Genomic DNA, 19,617 nt, shown 5'->3' with positions numbered 1-19,617 from the left:
GGTTTTCGGTTTTTTATGTGGTAAGGCAGCAAATGTGTGCGTTAAAATTTGTAACTTTGTAGCTGGCTATGTGGATACTCTTTGCCGTCATATCGTCAATAAGCCTCGGATTCTACGACGTGTTCAAGAAGAGGGCACTCGAAGGCAACAGTGTGCTCATGGTGCTTTTCCTCAACACCCTGTTCTGCACGCTCTACATGTCGCCGGCACTCGTCTACACGCTCAACGACATGTACGGCAACTTTGTGAAGCCCATGAGCCACGTCTACATTTTCATCAAGTCGGTTATTGTCACCAGCAGCTGGCTGCTGGGGTACTATGCCATCAAGTACCTGCCGCTCACCATACAAGGGTCGATCAACGCCCTGCGGCCCATACTGGTGCTGGTGGGCGCCATCATCATCTTTGGCGAGCATCCCAACGTGCTGCAGTGGACGGGCATCGTGCTGGGATTCTTCTCGCTGTTGTGGGTGGGCTTCATCGGGCACCGCGAGGGCTACTCCTTCTCGACCAACAAGTGGATGTGGGCGGGCTTTGCGTCGGTGCTGCTGTGGGCGGCGAGCGGGCTCTACGACAAGTTTCTGCTCATGCAGTTCAAGCCCATCAACGTGGAGGCCTGGTACTCGTTCTACCAGCTGGTCATCATGACGGTTGTCATGCTTGTGGTGGGCATCGTGGCCAAGCCGGCGGTCAAATTTCAATGGCGGTGGTCGATACTGTTCATTTCACTGTTTATTTGCGCGGCCGACTTGTGCTACTTCTTTGCACTCTATGAGCCCGACGGCATGGTGTCGATCACCTCGATGATACGCCGGGGCAGCGCGCTGGTGTCCTACTTCTACGGCATCATTGTGCTTCACGAGCGCAAAAGCCTGCGCCTGAAGATTTTCGACCAGCTGCTGCTCATTGCCGGCATGACCTGCATGATTTTAGGCTCGCTCCAATGAGTGTGAAATCGAGAAAACTTGCTAAATTTGTGCACACTGAAAACGAAACTTAAATTCCATATCATCATGTCAACAATTTTAAAACCCAACATTCCTGTGGCGCTGTGCTGCGACCACGCCGGCTATGCCACCAAGCAAGCTGTGATGAAGTATCTCGACGATCAAGGCATTGCCTACAAGGACTTCGGCACATTCAGCACCGAGAGCTGCGACTACCCCGACTTTGCCCACCCTGCAGCCCTGGCTGTGGAAAAGGGCGAGTGCTATCCCGGTATCGGGATATGCGGCAGTGGCGAGGGCATCAACATCACGCTCAACAAGCACCAGGGCATACGCTCGGCACTGTGCTGGATTCCCGAGATTGCCCACCTGGCGCGGCAGCACAACAATGCCAACTTCCTGGCCATGCCTGGCCGCTTTGTGACCGACGAGCAGGCGATTGCCATGGTCAAGGAATTTTTGAGCACCGACTTTGAGGGAGGCCGGCACCAGCGTCGCATCGACAAGATTCCTGTGAAGTAGCCCGGCAGTTGCGGGCACGCTATAGCAGCAACAACCAGCGAGAGAGGACAAAAATCAATCATCGAGATTTGTCCTCTCTCGCTTTGATTTATTGCAAGCGCACAGTGTGTGTGCTACCTCACCATCACCTTCTTGTGCTCGCTTCCCGTGGTCACGATATAGATGCCGGCCGGCACCTGCAAGGCCGATGCCGTCGTGCCCATCAACCGGCCTGTGATACTGAACACACGGGCAGGCTTGTCGCTCTCGACGTGCACTGCCCCCATGCCGCCCCATGCCTTGAGAGGCGACGGGACAGCGCGCTCCACGGTGGTCACGCCAGTAGGCTGGTAGCAGTCGACCTTGATGCAGTCGAAGGTCCACGCACCGCACAGACTGGCAATCTTGAGCACATGCTGCCCCGGGGCCAGGTGCACCCTGCTATAGTCGGGCTCCTGGTTGTAGACCAGCGAGCCATTCACGTTGGCCTTGCTCCACAGCCACAGGGTGTCGGTCGACAAGGCGCCGCCAGTGAGTGTCGAGGTCCACTTCGACTTGTCGGCAGCAATCGTGTTGAAGTTGGTGCCACGGGCCTGGAAGGTCTCGGGCACAAGGGGGCGGGCCGTCTGTGTGGTGATTAGGTTCACCCCGTCGAGGCTCACCACCACGGCACCGGCATAGTGGCGGGGCCAGTTCAAGGAGGGCTCATGCTCGATGCGATAGGTCGAGTCGCTCGGAGCCCACCCCTTGCCGGCAGCCTTGCCATACTTGCCCCAGGCCTGGCCGAAGTGCACATAGATGTCGGCCACAATGTGGGCAGCGGCCTCAAAGCTATAAGTAAACCAACTGCCCCAGTTCTCTTGGGCCATGGCACGGCTTATGATGCGCTTGTCGGCATCGACCCACTTGCCCAGGTCATAGCTGTTCCAGGCAGCGCCCATGTCGGCAATGTCCCAGCCGTTGCTGGCAGTCGAGCGTTGCTCGAGGCTCACGCCGTCGACGTCGGTGCGGTAGGCCGAGCCAGCCGTTTCCATGCGGCCGTCGTAGGCCACGCCGCGACCGCCCTGGTCGTAGTCCTCGGCCTCCATCACATAGCTGTAGTTGGGCACAAAGGTGCGGCCCGAGGCCTCCACCAGCAAGAAGATGTCGTTCCAGCTGCCGAGCCCCATCACGCTCATGTAAGGATTCATGATGCTGTCTTCAAGCGCTGTGCCGGCAGCACGCCACACATACCACACGGGTTTGCGCCCGCCAGGGTGGGTCTCGTCGTCGGGGAAGAAATGCAGTCCTATGCGCAGTCCATCCTCCACACGGTTGTCCATCCAGTTGTGCCACATGATGGCGTCGATGCCCTTGAGCGCGTTGGCCTTTTTCCAGGCCCAGCATGCTCCTGCGGCCTGGAGGGCCAGGTCCTTGTCGCTGTAAGAGGGCGAGTTAGTGCCATTTTCCGAGAGGAAGAGGGCACGCTTCTCGCTGCCGTTGTAGAAATGGGCAGGGTCGAGTATCCACTCGTTGATCACTTCCAGATTCTTGAAGGTGACATAGGGACTGTTCTGGCTACCCGTCGACTGCTTGTCGTTTTTCCAGAATTCGGGCTTGCTCAAGTCCTGCGGGTAGGGATGCGCCGCGACGCCCCAGTGGAAGTCGCCCTCCCTTGTGCTGTACTGCACCGTCTGCTCAAGCATGTTTTTGCACGAGTAGCCGCCCGCGCCTACGGTCCAGTCGTGGGTATAGGAGCCCAAGATGAAAGCATGCTGGTCATACTGGCGCACGATGTTGTAGCACAGTCGCATCGACTTCACATACTCGTCGATGTAGACAGGCTCGGCGGGCGAGCCCATGTTGGTCCACGTCGTGCCCATATCGACCTCGTTGTGCATGATCCAGTGCTCGATGCGGCCATGGCCGCTGCCGTTGTAGCGGCTGGCCAGGTAGTTGATGATGGCTGCATAGGCGTTGATGCTCTCCATGGTAGTCATGTTGGGCATCGAGTAGTAGCCCCCGTTGTAGTCGGGGTGGCAGAACACATGGCTCAGTGTGCCGTCGCTGGCGCTGGGTGTGACCAGGATGATGGCACTCACGGCAATGTCGCGCTGCTGATAGTAGGTGAGATGGCGGTCCCACTCGGCAATGGCACCGCCATCGATGTAATAGGTCTTGCCGCCATAGCTGTACTCCACACTGTGGGCAAAGATGGGGCTTTGGGCAATCAAGGTGGTAATCACGATGTTGCACGTGATGTTTTTGGCGTCCAGGCTGTCGAGGTCGTGCATGTAGGTGTCGCCCAGACCTGCTCCCACGCCTTTCTTGCTCACCGGCTTGAGCGCGGCCGGCGACGAGATGGCGGCCACCTCGTCGGCATAGCGGGCATAGCTCACGAGCGAGTCGCGGCCACCCGAGGTCGAGGCGATGGCCCACTTCGACAACGCGCGGTCGTAGTTGTAGCCGTCGTAGCTGGCATAGCGCGAGAGCGTGACCTTGAATTTTTTGCCAGTCAGCGCCGTGCAGTGGGCAAAGGCGGTGTCCTCGGTGACATTGTCGGCCGGTGTGGCCTCGACGAGGACATAGCTGCCGTCCTCGCCATCGACCACACCCTCGACTGTGACTTGCGTGCCAGTGACCTTGACACTGGTCACGCGCGACGTGTAGACATTGTTGTACAAGTAGTTGCGCAGATTGGCACTCTTGTCGGCCCAAACTGTGAGGGTGAACGCTGCCAGTAGAAACAGCATCAATGTTCTTAGTTTCATATCGATGTATAATTGTTTATGCTTCATTAAAAGGCATCACAAAGATACTACATTACTATAAAAAACCGTCGACAGTTTGTAAAAAGAAATCATGTGGGAACATTGAAATCACTTCACCACGATTTTCCTGCCACGGGCAGCATCGCGATATTTCAAGATGTAGACGCCCTTGGGCAATGTGGCCAGTGCATCGGCACCGCAGGACACACGCACACCGTTGAGATTGAACACCTCAACATCTCCTGTCGAGACGTCGCTGCCCACACTGGTGACTCCCGTCGGGCCCATGATGTGGGTGACCGTGATGCTGTCGGCCAGCACACGGAACATGCCGGCCTCGCTCATGGCGTGAATGCCAAAGTAATACTTGCCTGTGGTTACAGGCACAAAGTCGTTGCCATAGGCCTTGAACGTCTTGCCTTGGGTCAACTCGGTGGGGGCAACAAGGGGCTCGGTCATGGCAGCCCGGGTGGGAGCCACGCCACAAGCAGCCTCAAAACGCTCGACATAGGATGCACTCTGTGCTGCCACGCTGGCCGAGAAGCGATAGGTGTGTCCGGCCTCGAGCTTGACGGGCGGGGTGATGAGCCACTGGTCGGCCGCCTTGGCACGGCCCCACGTCGACTGGGCATACTGGCCGGCGCTGTTCCACGTCCAGGTGAGCCCGGTCTCTTCGCCCTCGAGCAAGGTAAACAGGTCGAAACTTGCCTGGTCGTCGAAGTACTCGGCATAGGGCACGTCGAAGCCGTCGCCCACGACCACAGCATTAGACTTTGTCATGAGGCTTTCCTGCTGGCCGTTGAGGGCTGTCACACCATAGCTGTAGCTCGCCATGGCAGCGCTGGGCAATGTCTCGGTAAAGGTGGTGTCGGCCTGGCTCTCGGCCACAACCACCTCGCCCGGATAGCGGGTGAGGCGATAGGTAAGCTTGCCCAAGTAGCCATTGTGCACACCCGCAGTTGGCGCTTTCCAGCTCAAGTGAGCCACATTGCTGTCATCGACAGCAAGAGTCACGTCGGCAGGATCGGCGGGGGTGTCATAACCCACCCAGGCCTCAACCTTGGCCTTGGGGCTGGTGCCGGCAGCATTGGCCGTAGTGACTGTAAAGACGCGATTGCCATCGGCAGCATCCACATCGACCCGTGCTGCAGCTCCGGCTGCAACAGTGCCTGTAGCGGCCTCACTGCCGTCGACCAGGACCTTGTAGCTCAAGTCACCCTTGAGCTCGCCGCCGGCAAAGGTGGCGGCAGGAGCCGTGAACCCCACTACCGTGGTCGTGCCATTGTAGGCTGCCGTGAGGTTGGTGACGACAGCGGGGGCGTCATCGTTGGCCTCGGGGGCCGGGATGTAGAGCGCCGACAGCTGCGACTTGTAGGGGATGGGGCCTATCAAGGTGGCAGCACCGGTCGTGAGATTCACCTCGTAGAGGTTGGCATCGTAGTTTTTCTCTTGAGAGGCCCAGTAGAACTTGCCGTTGCGGGGATTGATGATGCCGCTTTGTGCATAGCGGCCTATGTCGACACCCGTGGGGCCTACCAGCGTGGCAGCTCCGGTTGTCTTGTCGATTTTATACAGATTGGCTCCGGCACTTATGGCATAAAGCTGCCCCTTGGCATCGGCCGCAAACACGAGATACATCGTGTCGGTGGGAGCTATCGACTTGCGCGTGAGCGTGGTGTAGTCGAGCGAAGCTATTTCCATGCCCTTGCCCTGGCTGGTGTAGTAGCACCCGTAGGACAGTGATGTGGTGGCGTCGTAGGTGCACGACAAGGCCCAATAGGGATAGCCGTCGTCGAGCGACTCGTGCACCCAGGTATCCTCGTCCCACGAGTTGATGTCGTAGGCATTGTGATAGAAGTAGGTGTCGCCATAGGCATCGCGCATAGTCACATAGTGAAACCAACCGTCGTAGAACACCCCGCCGCAGTTGGCATTCAAGTCGCTGGTCTTGCACACGGTTGTGAGCGTCATGCTGTCGGCCGGCGTGAAGGCATACACGCCATAGGGGTCGGTCCAGTAGTCGTTGGTGAAATTGCTGCCGTCGATCACGCAGCCCCACAGCACAGTTCCGTCGGGGGCAGTGAGCACAGGTGCACCCACCACAGGCGTTTGTGCCGGCTGCACATTGGCTGGCGCGGGCGACTGGGTATTGCCCGCCATTGGCTGGCTTCTTTGTATCGATGGCTGAAGCTCGACCTTGGTCATCGCTGTCGTAGGCACGGCGCCAAGGAGTACAATCGCCGTAGCCAAAAGTGAGGTAAAGTTTTTCCTGTTGAGCATAATGTGTTTATGATTTAATGTGAATAGTTGTCGGTAGGGTTAGTTAGATGGTGAAAGTAGACGAGGGGGAAGGCAATTTTGCGTTAATATTTCTCCTCAAAGAGCAAGTGCAGCAGGCGCGTGCCGGCAGCGGTCTTGAAGATGCGCTCCTTCACAATGGCGGCCTGGGTCTGCGGCAGGTTGTCCTCGTAGATGTTGACCAGGAAGTCGGCCTCGACCAGTATCTGGTAGTCGATGCCGTCGATATCGGTATAGGTGTGGTGATGGGCAATCAAGTAGCAAGTGCGCTCAATATCGGCAGGGGGCAGGCCGAGCGACTGTAACATGCGCCGGGCCGGGGCCGGGCCTTCCTGCTCCTGCAGCTTGCCGTCGCAGCGCCCATACTTGGCCTCGGCCGGGTGAATGCCCACATCGTGAAGCACAGCGGCACACTCGAGCACCTGCCGTGTGTGCTCGTCGACATGCTCGGCTCGGGCAATGAGCTGGGCAAAACGGTGCACCTTGAGCAGGTGCTGGATGCGCTTGGGGTCGCCCTTGTCAAAGTCGATGATTTTCCATGTCAGCTGGTCGATAATGTCATTGTAGTCCATATCTTGGCGTGTCACAATTTAGCGGTCCATATTACTTTACAAATATAAAGATAATAATTTTAATCATTTCATTTAGTTGTGCAGAACTGTGAGAAAAAAACACACAAAATGAGAGATTTTTTCCTTATCCTTTCAAGTCTGGTCCTGCTCGTGTCGTGCAAGACATAGGGGTTCATCGCCGTGCAGGCCTGCCGTCAATCAGCACCGACACCCCAATGCTGCACAGGGCCATGGCCACCCCCACGGCACACACACCTGGCCACCGCCCCAGCTCCCAGCCCCACCCGGCAAGCAGGGTGCCCAACGCACCGCCCACAAAGTAGGTGGTCATAAATATTGTGTTGGCTCGGTTGCCAGCCTCGGGCAAGAGGCGCAGACAGTCGCTCTGGTTGCTGAGCTGCTGGCACTGCAAACCCACGTCGAGCACAATCACAACCACGGCAAGTGCAACAATGCTGTGACCGGCAACACAGGCCAGCACCCAGGCTGCTACTTGCAACAGCGCCCCCGCTATGCTCAGCGCCCGCACGCCCCACACTGGCACGAGCCTGCCCATGCCGCTTGCCGCCACTGCGCCAGCCAGGCCGCACAGGCCAAGCAAGCCCACCACGTCGCTGCCTGCTCCGAAGTCGCTCGACAGGTGAAAAGCCAGGCACGACCACACCGCCAGGAAGCTGCCAAAGGCAAAGCCGCCCCGCAGCGAGTCGATTCTCACCTGGCGATGGGTCGCAACGATGTGCACCACCGATCGCATGAGCTGGCGGTAGGTGCCACTGAAGTTGGCCTTCATCGCCGGCATGGCATAGAGGGTCACGACCAGGCACACTACCATGATGCCCGCCGAGATGAAAAACATGGTCCGCCAGCCCAGCCACTGTCCCACAAAACCGCTCACAACACGGGCTCCCAAGATGCCCACGAGCAAGCCCGAGAGCACATAGCCCATGTTGCGCGCCTTGTTGCGCGGCTGTGAGTATTGCCCCGCGATGGGCATGAAAAATTGCGGTATCACCGAGCACGCCCCCATGACAAGGCTGGCCGCCCACACCACATAGACACTTGTGGCACAAGCAATGACAAGCGCCATGACCGCCGCCATGATCATGCACGACACGACGAGGCGTCGGCGGCTGTACAAGTCGCCCGCCGGAATCAAGAAGCACAGCCCGGCGGCATAGCCTGCCTGGGTGATGACGGTGATGAGATTGGCCTCGGTCGCTCCTGTGCCCAGCTGGTCGCGCATGAGCTCGAGCAGGGGCTGGTTGTAGTAGAGATTGGCGACCGTGAGGCCGGCCACGACAGCCATCAAGATGATGAGACTGCGTGGAATACCCTTGTTTTCTTCAAGCCGTATCACCCGATTAATTGGAAACTTTGCCAGGGTTCAACTTCAAGTAGGGCTGAATGCGGCTGTAAGGTATCACTACAAAATAGAAATCATTGTCCTGCGCTATCTCATAGGGCTGGTAGGAAAACACCACACCGCCAGGCAGAAACGCGCAACTGGCAGTCCAGAAGTCGCTCACAGTGCCCTCGTTGCCACCGGGGTTATATCCCTGGCTGGCGACAAGGTTGCCCGGCACCCCCGCAGCATCGAGCTGGCGGTTGAGCTCATCGGCAATGAGCTTGTCGACGGCAGCATGGCTGCTGGCATTGATGATATCGCGGCTCGAGAGCAGGCGCCCTGTGACAGTGTCGAAGGTGGCATAGCAAAACGAGCCCCTGCCGCTTGCCCCGCCGGCATAGGCAGAGCAATCGGCCAAATAGGTCACCAGCCCGTTCCAGCGGGCCCGCTGCAAGATGGTGGCCTTGTTCAAGCCCAAGCCGTGCAAGCAAGACACCACACTGTCGAAGGCGAGGGCATAGTAGCGGTACACCGCAGCCGTGTCGGGCTGCGAGCCCGCATCGAGCACGGCAATGGCCGTGTCGGTCACAAGCGCGTTGACATTGCTGGCCAGCTCGGCCGAAATCCAGCGTCGCACAGCCCCGTCGGCCGGCCCGCTGCCTTGCGGATAGTCGATAGCATAGTCAGTGCGCAGCTCCACACGCCTCGCCGTGTCGCCAGCACTGGTCCAGCGCTGCACACTGTCGAGGCGGTCGATGAGCGGCTTGGCCTTGGTGCGCAACGAGGCATAGGCGTTGGCATTGGCCACATAGCGGTCGGCCCCGTATTCGAGCGCGAGCAAGCCGCCTGGTATGGTGTCGAGCGTGAAACTCGACGGAAACTCGACGCGGTCGCCGCTCATGGTCACAAGCCAGTTGCGCCCTGGCACAGCATCGCACATATAGAACACACTGGTTGTGAGGTTGTCGCAAATGTAGAACACACTATAGCCATTTCTATCTACTCCCCAAAACTTGGGCGACATCCAGTGCCGCCAGCAATCGTAGATGCTCACCGAGCTGTCGCGGTTTTCAATGGTGAGAAACCGATAGGTCAGGCTGGCACCCAAGCTGTCGACAGTCGTTACCGTGTCGGGGATATACCACATCGTGTCGATGCTGGCATAGTCGCGTGCATTGAGAAAGCGCATCTCGGTCTGGGCCCTCATGCCAAGGAAGAAGCCCATTGCCACAAATAGTGTGAATATAAATTTCTGTCTCAAAACAGTAGCCTTATAGGTCGCTAATAAAAATTGCGTTGCAAAAATAGTGATAAAATTCGGTTTGGTAAAGAAGTTTAACGCCTATAATTTGGCCAGTGTCGCAATTAATGCCTACCTTTGAATTTCAATAACCATCATCACAGTTATTAACCATACTATAAAACAACTAAACAATCATGAGTGAACAGAAATTCAGAGTTGAGAGCGACCTGTTGGGTGAGCTCCAAGTGCCTGCCGAAGCCTACTATGGCGTGCAGACGCAACGCGGTATCAACAACTACCACATCTCCCGCAAGAAGATGCGCGACTATCCTGAATTTGTCAACGCCATCGCCTATGTGAAACTGGCAGCCGTGCAAGCCAACCATTCGCTGGGCGTGATCAACGATGAGATTTCGGGAGCCATCTCACAGGCATGCCGCGAGATACTCGAGGGCAAGCTGCACGAGAACTTCCCCATCGACATGATGCAAGGCGGCGCAGGGACCAGCGTGAACATGAACGCCAACGAGGTGATTGCCAACCGCGCCCTCGAAATCATGGGACACCAGAAGGGCGAGTACCAGTACTGCTACCCCAACGACCACTGCAACTGCGGCCAGTCGACCAACGACGTGTACCCCACCACCATACGCCTCACCTTCATCTTGCTCAACAAGCGCCTTGTCGAGAGCCTCACCCGCATGATCAATGCACTGCGCGACAAGGGCGAAGAATATAAAAACACCATAAAGATGGGACGCACCCAGCTGCAAGATGCTGTGCCCATGACCAGCGGGCAGGAATTCAATGCCTTTGCCAACAACATGGAGGAGGAAATCCTCAACCTCGAGCGCAACGTGAAACTGCTGCACGAGATCAACATGGGCGGCACCGCCATTGGTACCGGTCTGAATGCAGTGCCTGGCTTTGCCAAGCTGTGCACCGAGAACCTGGCCAAGCTCACCGGCGAGCCCTTCACCGTGTCGCCCGACCTGGTCGAGGCTACTCCCGACACAGGTGCCTATGTGAGCTACAGTGGCGCCCTCAAGCGTTTGGCCGTGAAGCTGAGCAAGATGTGCAACGACTTCCGCCTGCTTGCCAGCGGTCCCCGTTGCGGCCTGCACGAGATCAACCTGCCTCCCAAGGCTCCTGGCAGCTCAATCATGCCTGGCAAGGTGAACCCCGTGATACCCGAGGTGACCAACCAAGTGTGCTTCAAGGTGATAGGCAACGATACTACCGTAACCTTTGCCGCCGAGGCCGGCCAGCTCCAGCTCAACGTGATGGAGCCCGTCATCACCGAGTCGATCATCGAGAGCGTGACCTGGCTGTGCAATGCCATCGACACCCTCACCGAGGAGTGCATCAAGGGCATCACCGTCAATGCCGAGCACACCGCCGAGATGGTGAGAAACAGCATTGGCATCGTCACCGCCCTCAACCCCTACATAGGCTACAAGCAGAGCACCAAGGTGGCCAAGGAAGCCCTTGAAACCAACCGCTCGGTCTACGACATCGTGCTCGAGAAGGGCCTCATGACCAAGGAGAAGCTCGACGAAGCCCTCAACCCGCAAGAGATGCTCATGAGCCACAAGTTTGTGCTCAAGTAATCCTCCTGCAAGACAACACCACAGCCTGTGCTGCACAATGGCGGCACAGGCTGTTTTTTGTAGTTTCTTTCTGTCAACGGTCACCGCAGGAGTGCTGCGAGCACCCTACCAGGCAATGGTGATATCTACACTTTGCAGGTCGCAGTGGAAAGGCGGCCTGAGCTTGCTTATCGTGATCTCGCCGCCAGTGACCGTGGGGAAATCCCGCTTCACGGCCTCGATGATGCGGTGGGCCACATGCTCGAGCAGCTTGCTGGGCACGGCCATCTCACGCTCTACCACGCTGTAGAGCGCAGCATAGTTGACGGTGCCGTCGAGGTCGTCGCTGGTCATGGCCGAGTGCATGGGGCAGTACACCTTGAGCGTGACTTCAAAGTGGTTGCCCACCACACGCTCCTGCTCGTCGACGCCGTGGTAGGAGAAAAAACGGCACTTGTTGAGTGTAATGCTATTCATTGGGTTGTATCGTCATTTTTGTTATATACACACACTTCAATGGCTTTTCAGCTTGTTGCCGTCGTGGGCAGGAGCCGGCACCCACACATAGGCGCCCAGGTCGACAGCCTCGCGGGCAAAGCGGTCCTGCCCATAGCGGTCGTAGCGTGCCGCCTCGGGTATGAAAGTGCGGTCGGCCTTGCCTATGGCATCGCTCTCGTCATTGAGGCGATAGTCGAACACGTAGTTGTCGCGGTCGACGTAGAACTTGGGGTCGCCTGCCCACACATTGTTGAAGAAATGGGTGTCGTCCTCGCCGCTGCTCTTGAACAAAGTGTTGTAGAAATATATGTTGGTCGTCACAATCTTGTCGCTGCTGGCAACGTCGTTGATGTCGTAGCCCAGACCGTAGGAGATGCAATTGGCCAGCACGGCATCGAGCCTCTGATAGGTTTTCTCCTCGTCTTGGTCGAAGAGGATGATGTTGGCACCGTCGACGGCTTCAAAGAGGTAATAGTTGGCAAACGTGCAATTCACGCAGCGCAACTTGCCCCCCTCAAAGTAAGCCACCCCCTTGGGCGCGTCGCTGAACTCGGTGCCGTAGGCCTCGACCCAGGCGTTGAACGCCATGAAGCCATAGCTGCTCGAGTTGTGCAGCACGCAGTTGAGCATGTAGAGCGACTGCACTGTGGGGTCGCTGCTCATGACCACCAGCCCCGACGAGGAGCTGTGAATGTCGACATACTCAAAGACGTTGCCCGGGCCGTAGAGCTGCACCCCGCCCCACTGGCCGCTCATGATGTCGAAACTGATTTGGCCCACCACATGGTCGAGACGATCGCCCCTCATCACGATGGGCTTGTCGTGAGTGCCCACAGCGTTGACAGTGCCCAGCGACACCAACGCGGCCTTGTCGTGGAAATACAGGGTTACGCCAGGGTCGATCGTGAGCGTGACACCTGGCATCACAGTGAGCGTGTCGTAGACCACATAGGGGCGGTCGGCCGTGAGCCGGGTATCCTCCTTTATCGTGTCACGGGCAAGGCGCGTGAAGTTCTGCCCCCAGGCACTCAGCACCACGCTCTGGGTAGCGCCGTTCACCACCATGTCGATGCGGTCGAGCACGTGGTTGAGCTCGCTTGTTGTATTCTCATTCAGATAAGCCTCGACAAAGACGTAGATCGAGTCCTTGCCGCGTATCTCGACATCGCGAAACTCGCTGCCCTTCTCGCCGTCGACGTTCAAATAGAACTTGGCGCCACTGGCAAGGCCAGCCACCTTGAGCGAACTGATGCGCACTTGCTTGTCGCTCTTGTTGTAGATCACAAATTGCTTGGTGGCGGTGCCCTGGCCCGTCATCACCGTGTCGAAGGCAACGGTGTCGGTCGAGAACGTGAGCAGGCCGGTGCCCGTGGTGTCGAAGTCGTCGTTGATGCAACTGCTCAAGGCAACCGATGCCGCCACAGCCACAAGCAGGATATATAGAATTTTTTTCATCGTCGTTCACTCTCACTATGATTACGATAAATACAACGAGAAAATGCGGCATTTATTGCCATGACCCGTGCCAAGTCTTGTCACGAACCAGGGTGGCCGCGGGCGGCCTCAGTCGGCGTGCGGGGCTTTGTCATGCGAGTGGCGGTTCACAACCTTGAGCAACACCACGATGAGCACGACCAGCACAACGCCCAGCAGCAAGGTGAGGCACTGGCCCACAGGCATCTTCACCGCTTTCTCCACAGCTGCCTTGGTCTGTGCCAGCTTGCCAGCGCCAGTTGCAGCAACGGGCGATGTTGCCGCTGCCTTGGCCAGGAGCAGATTGGGCTCGGGCGTGGCATAGTCGACTGTGACCAGGTTCACGGCATTGCCCCCATGCCCCTTGCGGCCTTGTGAAGTGACCACCACATGGCGTCCGTCGGCCGAGATGTCGAGACCCACCGGATAGGAGTCGAGATGCAGGCTCGCCACCAGCTTCATGGTGCGCGTGTCGACCACACACAGCTCGCTGGCAGCGTTGCAGGCGGCATAGAGGTAGTTGCCGCTGGGCGAGAGGCTTATGGTGCGTGCGCCACGGCCCACACGGCACGCTTGCCACCCCTTGAGCACGGCGGTCTTGCGCACGCCGAGCCGCCGCACTGCGTCAAGCACGGTGTCGAGCGCCAAGCGCTGCACAATGCCGGCGGCATTGAGGCTGGCATAGAGATAGCCATGGTCGATGACCAAGTGGCGCGCATTGTACACGCCCGTGAGACGGCCCAAGTACTTGAGCTGTTGCACATCGATGACGGCAATGCCACCCACACCGCCCATGCACCCCACCAGCAGGTAGCGATCGTCGGGGGTAAACACAGTGCCTCGCAGCAGGTAGCCGCTGTGGCTGTCGCGGTCGACCTTGGCGGTAGTGCTGAAGTTGAGCTTGAGCTTGTGGTCGACTGTGATGCACGTTGCCCAGTGCCAGTCGACCGGACGCCGACTCGAGATATCGATCAAGCCCACCGTGTTGTCGCCCCAGTGGGTCACAGCCATATACTTGCCATCGTGGCTGGCGGCCACCATCTTGGGCAGCGGGCCGGTCTCCATTACCCTCACGATGGTGTCGGCCCTGGTGTCGACCACCGATATGGCGCTGGGGTCCTGCGCGTTCAAGTCGTAGCTGCGGCGGTAGTAGGGTATCCACAGGTAGCGGCCCTTGTGCGAGAAGGCACTCTCCACCGGCCTCCCCCAGAAGGTGTTGAGGTGCTTGCTGTAGTGGGTAAAATGGTAAAGCCCGCTCGGCTTGGCCCACAAGTAGGCATTGGCATCGGTAAACTTGTGCTTGATCACGTGTAGCTTTTTGCCAGTCGCCGCATCATAGACTATCGTCATGCAGCCCTCAAGCGAGTTGATATAGTATTTTGTGCCGTCGGGGTGGAAATGTGCCGACTTGGGCGAGTACACATCGGTGTCGCGCAGCGCCTTGTTGCAGCCCACGTAGTTGAGCTTCTGTCCCGTAACGGCGAGCTTCACCTCGCCATGCCGCGAGGCAGCCTTGTCGCCTATCTTGCTGTGAAACACCGGTGGCACCGGCTCGTTGAGCTGGGCAACGACACCACAGGCCCCGGCGATGGCTATCGCCCAGAGTATCAACCGCGCAATGTGTGAAATAGTGGTTTTGAATGGCTTCATGTGTAGACAATCCTATTATGATTTACAAAAATACTCCAAAGTTTATTAAAATCCAAGCGAGGAGCACAATCGTCTTTCAATTTCAAAATTTTAATTTGTAAAAGCATTGCATATCAGGGAAATGCTTATTAACTTGCCCCCGAGAATCATTTTTCCCTTGTGGCCGTGCGATGACGTTTAACTTTCAGCCACACAAAGTGGCACAATCTTAAGGGGACTTCGGTCTCCTTTTTTTTGTTGCCAGACAACCGCACAATTCTACGCACTTGTTTTTGTGAACTTTGCATGGGCAAAAGCAAACTAAAATGTGCATTGGCCAGGCTGAGCTCAAAAAAAATTAGTACCTTTGCAAGTTATAAGAGCAATTATCTATAGAATGGCTGAGACTGCGTTATATCTTATACCCGTGCAATTGAGCGATGGAGACTTGAGCTGCGTGCTGCCTGCGAGCAACATAGCGCTGGTGAGCGAGATCAAGTACTTCATTGTCGAGAATGTGCGCTCGGCGCGTCGCTTCTTGAAGAAATGCAACCGCGACATCGACATCGACAGTCTCACCTTCTACGAGCTCAACCGCCACACCGACCCCCGCGCGGTGTCGGGCTATCTGGCCCCGCTTGAGGCAGGCAACGCCATGGGCGTGATAAGCGAGGCCGGCTGCCCCGCCATTGCCGACCCTGGAGCCGACGTGGTAGCCATTGCGCAGCGCAAGGGGTTGCGCGTGAAGCCGCTGGTGGGGCCGTCGAGCGTGCTCATGGGCCTCATGGGCAGCGGCTTCAACGGCCAGAGTTTTGCCTTTCTGGGCTATCTGCCCATCGAGGCGGGCCAGCGTGCACGCAAGCTCAAGGAGATGGAGCGCCGCATCTTGAAAGAAGATCAAACGCAAATCTTCATCGAGACGCCCTACCGCAACAACTCGCTCCTGGCCGAGCTTGCACGGGTGCTGCCAGCAAGCCTCAAGCTGTGTGTGGCCACCGACATCACCGGCCCTGCCGAGCGCATCGTGACCCGCCCGGTGAAAGAATGGGCGCGGCACCAGGTGGACCTGAACAAGGTGCCCACCATCTTTTTACTTTACAAATAGCGATGAAACGAGACAATCGAAAATACCGACACAGCTACAACGAGACCCGGCAAGGCGTCATCTACTTCGACAATGACGACGACGCCCGGCAAGCCCCGGACCTGAATGACAAAGACAGCGGCGGCAAGCACGCGACAGCAGCCGCCGGCAACGACGACAAGTCGACGTGGCCCATGCAGTTTGCCAGCTTCGGCAGCGGCTCGAGCGGCAACTGCGCCTACCTGGGCAACAGCCGCCAGGGCATCCTCATCGACGCCGGGGTCGACATGACCCACGTGTTTCACGACCTGGCTCAAAACGGCATCTCGCCCAGCATGGTCAAGGGCATCATCCTCACCCACGACCACAGCGACCATGTGCGCTATGTGTACCGCATCGTGCGCCAGTACAAGCACATACACATCTATTGCACGCCCAAGCTCATGAACGGGCTGCTGCGCCACCACAACATCTCGCGCCGTGTGAAAGACTACCAGGAGCCCATATTCAAGGAGATACCCTTTCACTTGGCCGGCATGACCATCACCGCCTTTGAGACCTCGCACGATGCCACCGACAACATGGGCTTCATGATCGAGGGCGGCGGCCACCGCTTTGTCGTGGGCACCGACATGGGCATGATCACGCCGCGTGCCGACTACTACATGCGGCAGGCCGAGTACCTGATGATCGAGAGCAACTACGACCGCGTGATGCTCGATGAGGGCCACTACCCCGAGTATCTGAAAAATCGCGTGCGTGCCGAGAAAGGGCACCTCGACAACAAGATGGCGGCCCAGTTTGTGGGTCAAATCTACAGCCCCGGTCTGAAATATGTGTTTCTGTGCCACCTGAGCAACGACAACAACACGCCCGAGATTGCCCTGAGCACCATGCGCGCTGCCCTCGAGGGCAGCGGTGCCACGGTGGGCGACGCCAGCTTTGCTCCCAGCCAGCGCGACCGCGACGTGCAGCTCTATGCTCTGCCTCGTTACGAGACCAGCACGTGGTTTGTGTTATAACACAGCTAAAGTGGAAGAATCATAGCCTCGAGCGGGGGTACCCCGCCGCAAGACCAGTCACCTGTAGGAGACGGGGTCGTAGGTCTTGAAGGCGGCGTTGGACTTGACCATGTGCCTGAACGAGGCACCGAGCTGCCCCCACACCTTCTTGTAGGGCACATACACCTGCGCCACACGGCTGTCGATCGTGCCAGCAGGGAAAATGAAATAGAAACCGTTGCGGCGGGGACACAGCTCCTGGGGCAACTTGGGGATGCCGCCCTCAATGCCGTGCTGGCTCTCGGCGGCATCGTTGAGCACCCTCAACAGCGCGCCTTCCTGCGACATGTCGAGCATGTCATAGGCATTGAGCACCCGCTGGTGGATGCGGTCGTAGGTGACGAAGGCCATTTTCTCAACATCCTCTTTGCCCGTGAAGCCCGTCTTGTCGATAGCCATGACAAGGAAGCACTTTGAACCAAACACAGGATACACTTTCACCCCCTCAACATAGCCGTAGCCCATCACAACATCGGGCTCGGCCTTGATTTTCTTGTAGTCGATGTCGCCGAACCCTGCGGCAAAAACAGGCGTGCCCACAAACTTATCGACACAGGCTCGCATCGAGGTCGAAGTGCTGTCGAAGGCCTTGCGGTCCAAGGCCAGCAGCAGCTCGCCCAGGGCCTTGTTGCCATTGACCGAAACGGGAATGCGCCCCTTGAAGCGCTTGATGCACGAGAGATAGGTCGAGGCGTCTTCCTCCTCGACGGGCTGGCGCGAAACATAATAGGCATGTGCCGCCATCGTCTCAAAATGGTCGGGCTTGCTGTTGCCGGCCACGGTGTCGGCCGCCTCGACAGCCTCGTCGCTGGAATCAAACAAAACGGCACCGTTGCCGTCGGCATTGATGTGCCCGGCCAGGTACCAGAATCCTGCTGCAATGTCGAGCACTACCAGGATGGCGATGATGATGAACAGCTGCCGTTTCGACATGCGAGTGTATATATCTATATAATTATTATTGTTTCGTATCTTCTTTCTCACCTTGCACGGCGTGGGTGCCCGCGCTGGCAAGCATGCGCGCCGCAGCCTCTTTCACACGGTGCATGAGCCACATGGGGGTGGAGGTGGCGCCGCACACGCCTATGCGCTCCTTGCCGGCAAGCCAGGAGGCATCGAGCTGCGTCTCGTCGCTGATGAGGTGCGACTCGGGATTGGCATCATGGCACTCGGCAAACAAAATCTTGCCGTTGCTGCTCTTGTTGCCGCACACAAAGAGAATGAGGTCGTGGCTGCGGGCAAACTCCCTGATTTGGGGGATGCGGTTGGCCACGGCGCGGCATATGGTGTCGTAGCTCTTGAGCTCGGCCCCGGCCTGCATGCGCTTGCCCACCTGGTCTACAATCTGCCCCAGGCCTTGCACGCTCTTGGTGGTCTGGCTGTAGAGAAACACATCGCGCGAGTAGTCGATTTTCCCAATTTCGTCCTCATTTTCAATCACAAGGGCACGACCGTCGGTCTGGCCCACGAGGCCGTTTACCTCGGCATGGCCGCGCTTGCCGTAGATCACGACTTGGGGCGAGGTCTCGCTGCCCGAGTGGTAGGTGTTGTTGATGCGTTGTTGCAGCTTGAGCACCACCGGGCAGGTGGCATCGATGATCTCGATGTTGTTGCGGCGGGCAATTTCATAGGTCGACGGCGGCTCGCCATGGGCACGCAGCAGCACCTTCACGTTGTGCAACTGCTTGAGCTGCTCGTGGGTGATGGTGACCAGGCCCTTGTCGCCCAGCCGCTCCACCTCGCTGGCATTGTGCACGATGTCGCCCAGACAGTAGAGGTGCCCGCCCTTGGCCAGCTCCTCCTCGGCCTTGTTGATGGCTCGAGTCACGCCAAAGCAAAATCCCGAATGCGAATCAATCTCGATAGTAGCCATGACTTGTATAGTGTTTTTTCAGTGGTCAACCCTGATAACCGTGGTCTTCCATCCAATGCTTGAAGTAGTCGATCATCCACTGGTTTTGCTCGTCGGCACTCATGGGAGTGCTGTCGAGCTCACAAGCGCCCTCGGCCTTGCGCAGGGGGCTCTCGGCGCGGGTAGAGTCGATGTGGTCGCGCATGCGCACGTTGGCCACCACCTCGTCGAGGGTGACGCCAGTCTCGCCCTTGGTCAGCATCTCGCGATAGCGGCGCCGGGCGCGCACCTCGGGGCTCGAGGTCACATATATCTTGATTTCGGCATCGGGGAGCACGGTGGTACCTATGTCGCGGCCGTCCATCACCACGCCCTTGCCGCGACCCAGCTCCTGCTGCTGCCGCACCAGCTCGTGGCGCACCTGCGGCACTGCGGCCACGGGACTCACGTTGTTGCTCACCTCGAGACCACGTATTTCTTTCTCCACGTCGACGCCGTTGAGGCAGGTGTGCTGCACGCCGCCGTCGAGCTTAAACGATATCTTGATGTCGCCAAGGGCGGCAACAAGGCGCTGCACATCGACCTTGCCATCCTTGATGTAGCCATGCTGCAGGCAGTAGAGCGTAACGGCACGATACATGGCGCCCGTGTCGATGTAGGTGTAGCCTGCATACTTGGCCAGGGCCTTGGCCATTGTGCTCTTGCCGCTCGACGAGGTGCCGTCGATGGCCACATTGATGAGTTTCTTTTCCATGACTTGAAAAAAAATTATTTA

General features: G+C 57.9%; 16 protein-coding genes. 5 read left to right on the top strand and 11 right to left on the bottom strand.

Annotated features, from left to right (window positions below):
* Positions 1 to 68: 68 nt before the first annotated feature.
* Positions 69 to 947 carry a DMT family transporter gene (locus GF423_RS09660; protein WP_154328162.1) on the top strand — a complete coding sequence of 293 codons (879 nt, stop codon included), beginning with the start codon at positions 69 to 71 and terminating at the stop codon, positions 945 to 947.
* A 66-nt stretch (positions 948 to 1,013) separates the two neighbouring features.
* A complete protein-coding gene (rpiB, locus tag GF423_RS09655; RefSeq protein WP_154328161.1) occupies positions 1,014 to 1,469 on the top strand; it encodes a ribose 5-phosphate isomerase B in 456 nt (151 codons plus the stop codon).
* 113 nt (positions 1,470 to 1,582) lie between these two features.
* Here the strand turns inward: rpiB and GF423_RS09650 are convergent, their stop codons facing one another.
* The 5 genes from GF423_RS09650 to GF423_RS09630 all read right to left on the bottom strand — a co-directional run bounded on the left by GF423_RS09650 (position 1,583) and on the right by GF423_RS09630 (position 9,674).
* On the bottom strand, positions 1,583 to 4,198 hold the full coding sequence (locus tag GF423_RS09650) for a DUF5722 domain-containing protein (RefSeq protein ID WP_154328160.1): 2,616 nt from the start codon (positions 4,196 to 4,198) through the stop codon (positions 1,583 to 1,585).
* 108 nt (positions 4,199 to 4,306) lie between these two features.
* Entirely contained in the window at positions 4,307 to 6,478 is a 2,172-nt protein-coding gene (locus tag GF423_RS09645) for a fibronectin type III domain-containing protein (protein WP_154328159.1), read from the bottom strand.
* An 83-nt stretch (positions 6,479 to 6,561) separates the two neighbouring features.
* A complete protein-coding gene (locus tag GF423_RS09640; RefSeq protein ID WP_154328158.1) occupies positions 6,562 to 7,068 on the bottom strand; it encodes an HD domain-containing protein in 507 nt (168 codons plus the stop codon).
* Between the two features lie 172 nt (positions 7,069 to 7,240).
* A complete protein-coding gene (locus tag GF423_RS09635; RefSeq protein WP_206113217.1) occupies positions 7,241 to 8,425 on the bottom strand; it encodes an MFS transporter in 1,185 nt (394 codons plus the stop codon).
* A gap of 4 nt (positions 8,426 to 8,429) precedes the next feature.
* On the bottom strand, positions 8,430 to 9,674 hold the full coding sequence (locus GF423_RS09630) for an RsiV family protein (RefSeq protein WP_154328157.1): 1,245 nt from the start codon (positions 9,672 to 9,674) through the stop codon (positions 8,430 to 8,432).
* A 176-nt stretch (positions 9,675 to 9,850) separates the two neighbouring features.
* On the opposite strand from GF423_RS09630, the gene GF423_RS09625 reads away from it, so the two are divergent.
* Positions 9,851 to 11,266 carry an aspartate ammonia-lyase gene (locus tag GF423_RS09625; protein ID WP_154328156.1) on the top strand — a complete coding sequence of 472 codons (1,416 nt, stop codon included), beginning with the start codon at positions 9,851 to 9,853 and terminating at the stop codon, positions 11,264 to 11,266.
* A gap of 105 nt (positions 11,267 to 11,371) precedes the next feature.
* On the opposite strand, the gene folB is transcribed toward GF423_RS09625, so the two are convergent.
* The 3 genes from folB to GF423_RS09610 form a co-directional block, all read right to left on the bottom strand.
* A complete protein-coding gene (gene folB, locus GF423_RS09620) occupies positions 11,372 to 11,722 on the bottom strand; it encodes a dihydroneopterin aldolase (protein WP_154328155.1) in 351 nt (116 codons plus the stop codon).
* 36 nt (positions 11,723 to 11,758) lie between these two features.
* Positions 11,759 to 13,198 (bottom strand): hypothetical protein, encoded by a 1,440-nt coding sequence (locus GF423_RS09615; protein ID WP_154328154.1) that lies wholly within the window; start codon positions 13,196 to 13,198, stop codon positions 11,759 to 11,761.
* A gap of 108 nt (positions 13,199 to 13,306) precedes the next feature.
* Positions 13,307 to 14,866: a YncE family protein gene (locus GF423_RS09610; protein ID WP_154328153.1), complete on the bottom strand. Its 1,560-nt coding sequence runs from the start codon at positions 14,864 to 14,866 to the stop codon at positions 13,307 to 13,309.
* A 376-nt stretch (positions 14,867 to 15,242) separates the two neighbouring features.
* Between GF423_RS09610 and GF423_RS09605 the strand changes: the two genes are divergently transcribed.
* Together GF423_RS09605 and GF423_RS09600 are read left to right on the top strand one after the other, a co-directional pair.
* On the top strand, positions 15,243 to 15,950 hold the full coding sequence (locus GF423_RS09605) for an SAM-dependent methyltransferase (protein WP_154328152.1): 708 nt from the start codon (positions 15,243 to 15,245) through the stop codon (positions 15,948 to 15,950).
* 2 nt (positions 15,951 to 15,952) lie between these two features.
* The gene (locus GF423_RS09600; protein WP_206113216.1) at positions 15,953 to 16,951 is read left to right on the top strand and encodes an MBL fold metallo-hydrolase; all 999 of its coding nucleotides are present in this window, start codon (positions 15,953 to 15,955) and stop codon (positions 16,949 to 16,951) included.
* A 57-nt stretch (positions 16,952 to 17,008) separates the two neighbouring features.
* Here GF423_RS09600 and GF423_RS09595 read toward each other — a convergent pair whose 3' ends face one another.
* The 3 genes from GF423_RS09595 to cmk are packed head-to-tail and all read right to left on the bottom strand — an operon-like array spanning position 17,009 to position 19,596.
* The gene (locus tag GF423_RS09595) at positions 17,009 to 17,923 is read right to left on the bottom strand and encodes a hypothetical protein (RefSeq protein ID WP_154328150.1); all 915 of its coding nucleotides are present in this window, start codon (positions 17,921 to 17,923) and stop codon (positions 17,009 to 17,011) included.
* A 25-nt stretch (positions 17,924 to 17,948) separates the two neighbouring features.
* Positions 17,949 to 18,863 (bottom strand): 4-hydroxy-3-methylbut-2-enyl diphosphate reductase, encoded by a 915-nt coding sequence (locus GF423_RS09590; protein WP_154328149.1) that lies wholly within the window; start codon positions 18,861 to 18,863, stop codon positions 17,949 to 17,951.
* A gap of 25 nt (positions 18,864 to 18,888) precedes the next feature.
* The gene (gene cmk, locus GF423_RS09585; protein ID WP_154328148.1) at positions 18,889 to 19,596 is read right to left on the bottom strand and encodes a (d)CMP kinase; all 708 of its coding nucleotides are present in this window, start codon (positions 19,594 to 19,596) and stop codon (positions 18,889 to 18,891) included.
* Between the last annotated feature and the right edge of the window lie 21 nt (positions 19,597 to 19,617).

Origin of the sequence: Sodaliphilus pleomorphus, assembly GCF_009676955.1 — a bacterium.
Classification (GTDB): Bacteria; Bacteroidota; Bacteroidia; order Bacteroidales; family Muribaculaceae; genus Sodaliphilus; species Sodaliphilus pleomorphus.
Note: the sequence above shows the minus strand (reverse complement) of the source record. Positions and strands in the feature narration are given on the sequence as shown.

Bases quoted from the DNA above. Each gene is read 5' to 3' on its own strand.
- GF423_RS09660 (WP_154328162.1), top strand. From the start codon at position 69: ATGTGGATACTCTTTGCCGTCATATCGTCAATAAGCCTCGGATTCTAC.
- rpiB (WP_154328161.1), top strand. From the start codon at position 1,014: ATGTCAACAATTTTAAAACCCAACATTCCTGTGGCGCTGTGCTGCGAC.
- GF423_RS09650 (WP_154328160.1), bottom strand. From the start codon at position 4,198: ATGAAACTAAGAACATTGATGCTGTTTCTACTGGCAGCGTTCACCCTC.
- GF423_RS09645 (WP_154328159.1), bottom strand. From the start codon at position 6,478: ATGCTCAACAGGAAAAACTTTACCTCACTTTTGGCTACGGCGATTGTA.
- GF423_RS09640 (WP_154328158.1), bottom strand. From the start codon at position 7,068: ATGGACTACAATGACATTATCGACCAGCTGACATGGAAAATCATCGAC.
- GF423_RS09625 (WP_154328156.1), top strand. From the start codon at position 9,851: ATGAGTGAACAGAAATTCAGAGTTGAGAGCGACCTGTTGGGTGAGCTC.
- folB (WP_154328155.1), bottom strand. From the start codon at position 11,722: ATGAATAGCATTACACTCAACAAGTGCCGTTTTTTCTCCTACCACGGC.
- GF423_RS09615 (WP_154328154.1), bottom strand. From the start codon at position 13,198: ATGAAAAAAATTCTATATATCCTGCTTGTGGCTGTGGCGGCATCGGTT.
- GF423_RS09610 (WP_154328153.1), bottom strand. From the start codon at position 14,866: ATGAAGCCATTCAAAACCACTATTTCACACATTGCGCGGTTGATACTC.
- GF423_RS09605 (WP_154328152.1), top strand. From the start codon at position 15,243: ATGGCTGAGACTGCGTTATATCTTATACCCGTGCAATTGAGCGATGGA.
- GF423_RS09600 (WP_206113216.1), top strand. From the start codon at position 15,953: ATGAAACGAGACAATCGAAAATACCGACACAGCTACAACGAGACCCGG.
- GF423_RS09595 (WP_154328150.1), bottom strand. From the start codon at position 17,923: ATGTCGAAACGGCAGCTGTTCATCATCATCGCCATCCTGGTAGTGCTC.
- GF423_RS09590 (WP_154328149.1), bottom strand. From the start codon at position 18,863: ATGGCTACTATCGAGATTGATTCGCATTCGGGATTTTGCTTTGGCGTG.
- cmk (WP_154328148.1), bottom strand. From the start codon at position 19,596: ATGGAAAAGAAACTCATCAATGTGGCCATCGACGGCACCTCGTCGAGC.